The sequence below is a fragment of the Anaerosporobacter sp. genome (genome assembly GCF_965301125.1).
Map to the genome: position 1 here is coordinate 1 of NZ_CBDLAM010000231.1, position 5,115 is coordinate 5,115.

Sequence of the window (5,115 nt, forward strand, 5' to 3'; positions counted from 1 at the left end):
CTAACAAAGGGTTATGGGTTACCTTTATCAACCTAAATATATTATATAAGGAGACTTAAAATGGATCGAGCAAAATTGAATGAAGGAATGAAGAAATACACAATGGTTATTGCATTGCTAGTTGTTACCCTGTTTTTCACCTGGCAAACGGGAGGTAAGTTATTACTTCCTCAGAATGTGAGTAACTTGATATCTCAAAATGCATATGTGTTTGTCTTAGCAACTGGTATGTTACTATGTATCTTAACAGGTGGTAATATCGATTTATCTGTTGGCTCTGTTGTGTGCTTCGTAGGTGCTGTTGGTGCAAAGTTGATGGAAAGTATGGGGGTGAATCCTGTACTTGCTATACTAATAATGTTAGTGATTGGCACACTCATTGGTGCGTTGCAAGGCTTCTGGATTGCTTATGTGCGAGTTCCACCATTCATTGTAACGTTAGCTGGTATGTTAATATTCAGAGGATTATCAAATGTAGTGTTAAATGGGCAGACAGAGTCTATTACGTCAAAAGGATTCGTTAAAATATTTGGTGGAGGTTCTAATTGCTATATTCCAGATATCTTCGGTATTGAGGGATTCAATATGACATCTATGCTTATTGGTATCATTACATGTATTATTTACATAGCCATTCAAGTATCAGGTAGAAGAAATCGAATTAAAAAGGGTTACGCTACAGATAGCTTAAAATCAATGATTATGAAAACTACAATTATCTGTGCAGTCGTATTAGCATTTACCTATAAGATTTCCATGTATCGTGGAATTCCAACTGCCTTAATCTGGGTAGTAATTGTAGTTTTAGTTTATGGATATATAACATCAAAGACAACAATAGGACGTCATTTCTATGCAGTAGGCGGTAATGAGAAGGCAACAAAATTATCGGGTATCAATACAGATAAGGTTTACTTCCTTGCATACTGTAATATGGGCTTATTAGCAGCACTCGCAGGTATGTTAACAATAGCACGTATGACATCTGCACAACCTACCTATGGACAGAATTATGAAATGGATGCTATTGGCTCATGTTTTATCGGTGGTGCTTCTGCATACGGTGGAGTAGGTACGGTAACTGGTGTAATTGTAGGTGCAGTGTTAATGGGTGTTATTAACTTAGGTATGTCAATCATGGGTGTAGATGCCAACTACCAAAAGGTTGTCAAAGGTTTAGTTTTATTAGGAGCTGTAATCTTTGATGTTCTTAATAAAAAATCAAATAAATAATATTTATTCATCTTAGGTTATCGATGTACTTGTGTGTTTTAGGTGTTGGAGGCAAAACTCTATATACATTTTCGTAGCTTCTTAGCTTACGTACTATGACACGAAACACGCTGCACATCTAAGTACTTCTAAGTGTGTACATTCGGTTTTATTAATTGGTGCGGAAACGCCTTCGATTCGGCATCCTGCCTCAGCTCAGACTTGCTCGGCCTCCATGCCTCGCATTCCTAGGTTATGCTGTACACACTAAGAAGTACTAAGATGTTTCGCTATTGTTTCTTAGTCATAGTACGTAAGCTAAGAAGCAAATCTACGCAATTCAGAGTTTTGCTTTTCTACTTTTATAGACACACAAGTACGCCTACGCTAATGAATGAATAAATATTCTTGATTATTTATCATTAAGATAAACTAAGACATTTTGACAACTGAACCATAATCAAACTTCGCACTTGAAGATTTCGAGGAGTAGCTAATTGCCCATATTCAATGAAAAACCAGCTCTTGCTTAGCTAACACGTAGTCAGTACAGTGCTGACGTGTTCAGATAGCTTCTTTTATGAATATAGCAATTACCAACTCTATTTGAAGTTTTTAAGTAAGAAGTTTGATCTAAATAATAATTCAATTTAAGAAATAGAATCTCATATAGAAGTTTTTCCTGATTCATTGTATAATACTAAAGATATAAATTTAGTAAATGCAGTACTCAACAAAGGAGACTTTAGAATATGAGATTTTATTTCGCACCAATGGAGGGTGTGACTCGCCATATATATCGTAATGCCTATGCAAAATATTTTGGAAAGGTAGATCGTTATTTCGCACCCTTCGTATGTGCTAATCAGTCCGGAAATTATAAAACAAGAGAAATTACAGATATCTTACCAGAGAACAATGTTGGAATTGAATTAATACCACAAATACTCACTAGTAATGCACAGGATTTTATCCTTGCTTCTAAGAAGATGAAATCACTTGGATATGATGAAATTAATTTGAATCTAGGTTGCCCATCGGGAACGGTGGTGTCTAAGAAGAAGGGTTCGGGATTTTTGGCATATCCAGAGGAACTTGATGAATTCTTGGATAGAATATTTACTGAGAGTGAGACTAAGATTTCAATAAAGACTCGAATTGGGAAAGATAATCCAGAGGAGTTTGAAAGGTTACTTGAGATATATAATAAGTACAAGATGGAAGAATTGATTATACACCCAAGAATTCAGAAGGATTTCTATAAAAATAAGCCTAATCTTGATGTTTTTGAAGAGGCAGTTAAGTTAAGTAAGAATCCACTTTGCTATAATGGAGATATATGCACGGTTAAGGATTACGAAGCTATAATCGAACGTTTCCCTACTATAGATCGAATAATGCTAGGAAGAGGATTAATCGCGAACCCAGAGCTAATCTTAGAGATTATGGGAGAAGCTAAGAAGGACAAAGAAGTTTGGAAGCAATTCCATGATGAAGTATACCATGGATACCAAGAAATCATGTCTGGTGATAGAAATGCGTTATTCAAGATGAAAGAATTTTGGTTCTATATGAGTAAGATGTTAACTAATAATGAGAAATACGCCAAAAAGATAAGGAAAGCACAAAAAGCCAGTGAGTATGAGGAGGCAGTTTCTAGTTTGTTCCGCGAACAGAAACTCATTTAAACGTTATTGATGTATTTGTGTATTTATAAAGTAGTAAGAGCAAAACTCTTAAAAATGTAAATTTGCTTCTTAGCTAATGGATTATGACTAAGAAACGATAGCGTAACATCTATAGTGCTTCTTAGTGTGTACGTTAACAACATAGGAAGGCGAGGCAGGATGCCGAGCCAGCCTGAGCTGAGGCAGGAGCCGAATCGAAGGCGGTTCCGTACCTTTTGTAGGGAGTACTCGTACACAATTAGAAGTACTTAGATGTGTAGCGTGTTTTGTGTCATAATCCATTAGCTAAGAAGCCATGAAAACATATATAGAGAGTTTTGCTTTCGATACTAAAAATACACAAGTACACAAAAACTGTGGAAAGGAGTTAATATTATAATGACTAGCTTAGAATCATGCAAACTATGTGCTAGAAATTGTGGAGTAGATAGGATAACTGGAAGGACTGGCGTATGTGGACAAACAAGTGATCTTGTAGTAGCAAGAGCTGCACTTCATATGTGGGAAGAGCCGTGTATTTCTGGTGAGGCTGGTTCGGGAACTGTTTTCTTTAGTGGATGTAATTTAAGGTGTGTATTTTGTCAAAATCATAATATAGCCAGTGGACTAGCAGGTAAGAAGATTACCATACATCGGTTAGTCGATATCTTTTTTGAGTTAGAAGAACAGGGTGCTAATAATATAAACTTAGTGACACCGACACATTATGTGCCACAGATTGTAGAAGCAATTAATAAAGCTAAGAATAAAGGAATACAAATCCCTTTCGTATATAATACAGGTTGTTATGAGAACCTTGAGACTGTTAAGATGCTTGATGGATTGATTGACATCTATCTACCTGATATGAAATATAGAAGTAGCGCCATGAGTCAGAGATATTCACATGCTAAAGATTATTTTCATGTTGCTTGTATTGCCTTAGAAGAGATGGTTCGTCAAGTGGGAGATGCCATAATCGATGAAACAACAGGAATTATGCAAAAGGGTGTGATAGTAAGACACCTATTACTGCCAGGAGGACTTGAAGATTCGAAAGAGGTTGTTAGATACCTATATGATACGTATAAAGATTCGATTTATATTAGTTTAATGAATCAATATACCCCGTTGCCACATGCAAAAGATTATCTAGAGATAAATCGAAGAGTTACGAAAAAGGAATATGATAAATTGGTTAATTTCGCAATAGACCTTGGAATCGAGAATGGATTTATCCAAGAAGGTAAAACTGCATCAGAAAGTTTTATACCAGAATTTAATCTAAAAGGCGTTTGATGACTAGAGAATAATCAAATAATATTAGGAAATACTAACAAGAATACGAAGGAATAGGAGACTAGAAATTGTGAGTCAAACTGTTGTCTATATGCTGTTCTTGTTAGTTATATTGGGAGCTAATACTATTCAGACCTTAACAGGATTTGCGGGTAATATGCTTGCAATGCCATTGTCTATACGATTGCTTGGGGTAAATGAAGTAAAGACAATTTTAAATGTTTTTACAATGATAGCGTGTATCTATATCTGGTGGATGAACAGAGAGCATGTAAATGTTAAGATATTCACGAAAATCATTATATTTATGATTATGGGAATGCTAATTGGTATGTGGCTGAGTAGGGTTGTGCCAATGGATTTCTTACTACGCATGTATGCAATTCTTATCATTGCCATTGCCATTTATAAAATGTTCGTAAAGAGAGAAATGCATGTACCAGACTATCTAATGATATTCGTAATTCTTATGGCTGGAATAATTCATGGCTTGTTTGTATCCGGAGGAGCGTTATTAGTAATCTATGCAGTAAGTGTGTTAAAAGACAAGCAGGAGTTTAGGGCAACATTGTCACCTGTGTGGGTAATATTAGCTATCATACTTATGTTCTCACATGCAAGAAGCGGATATTACACCAATGAAACCATTCTATTAATAATTCTTAGCATGATTCCACTTGTAATTTCAATTTGGTTAGGGAATAAGTTGTTTGATAAGATCAATCAAAAAGTATTCTTAAAAATCACGTATGTTCTGTTATTATTATCGGGAATATCGTTATTGTAGATATAAATGATTTTAAAAGATCTAGTTAAAGTTATTGATAAATAATCAAGTTTATGTATACATTCATTAACTTATTTGTAGATGTGTATCTATAAGAGACTGTAAAAAATTTTGTGTAAACTTAATAAGTGATATATATATCCTCTTGGA

The 5,115-nt window shown here is 35.0% G+C and carries 4 protein-coding genes; all 4 read left to right on the forward strand.

The genetic code is table 11. The annotated features are described in order from the left end of the window. Window positions 1–60 precede the first annotated feature (60 nt). The 4 genes from mmsB to ACW2QF_RS17475 all read left to right on the forward strand — a co-directional run bounded on the left by mmsB (window position 61) and on the right by ACW2QF_RS17475 (window position 4,965). Entirely contained in the window at window positions 61–1,233 is a 1,173-nt protein-coding gene (mmsB, locus tag ACW2QF_RS17460; RefSeq protein ID WP_455717296.1) for a multiple monosaccharide ABC transporter permease, read from the forward strand. Window positions 1,234–1,964: 731 nt separating this feature from the next. Beyond that, window positions 1,965–2,900, forward strand: coding sequence for a tRNA dihydrouridine synthase (locus tag ACW2QF_RS17465; RefSeq protein WP_455717297.1), 936 nt, complete (start codon window positions 1,965–1,967; stop codon window positions 2,898–2,900). A 378-nt stretch (window positions 2,901–3,278) separates the two neighbouring features. Further along, window positions 3,279–4,178, forward strand: a complete 900-nt coding sequence (locus ACW2QF_RS17470; RefSeq protein WP_455717298.1) for a radical SAM protein — start codon at window positions 3,279–3,281, stop codon at window positions 4,176–4,178. Window positions 4,179–4,248: 70 nt separating this feature from the next. Beyond that, entirely contained in the window at window positions 4,249–4,965 is a 717-nt protein-coding gene (locus tag ACW2QF_RS17475) for a sulfite exporter TauE/SafE family protein (RefSeq protein WP_455717299.1), read from the forward strand. The last annotated feature ends 150 nt before the right edge of the window (window positions 4,966–5,115 follow it).

Excerpts from the sequence above, each read along its gene's own strand:
- mmsB (WP_455717296.1), top strand. The coding sequence starts at position 61 with ATGGATCGAGCAAAATTGAATGAAGGAATGAAGAAATACACAATGGTT.
- ACW2QF_RS17470 (WP_455717298.1), top strand. The coding sequence starts at position 3,279 with ATGACTAGCTTAGAATCATGCAAACTATGTGCTAGAAATTGTGGAGTA.
- ACW2QF_RS17465 (WP_455717297.1), top strand. The coding sequence starts at position 1,965 with ATGAGATTTTATTTCGCACCAATGGAGGGTGTGACTCGCCATATATAT.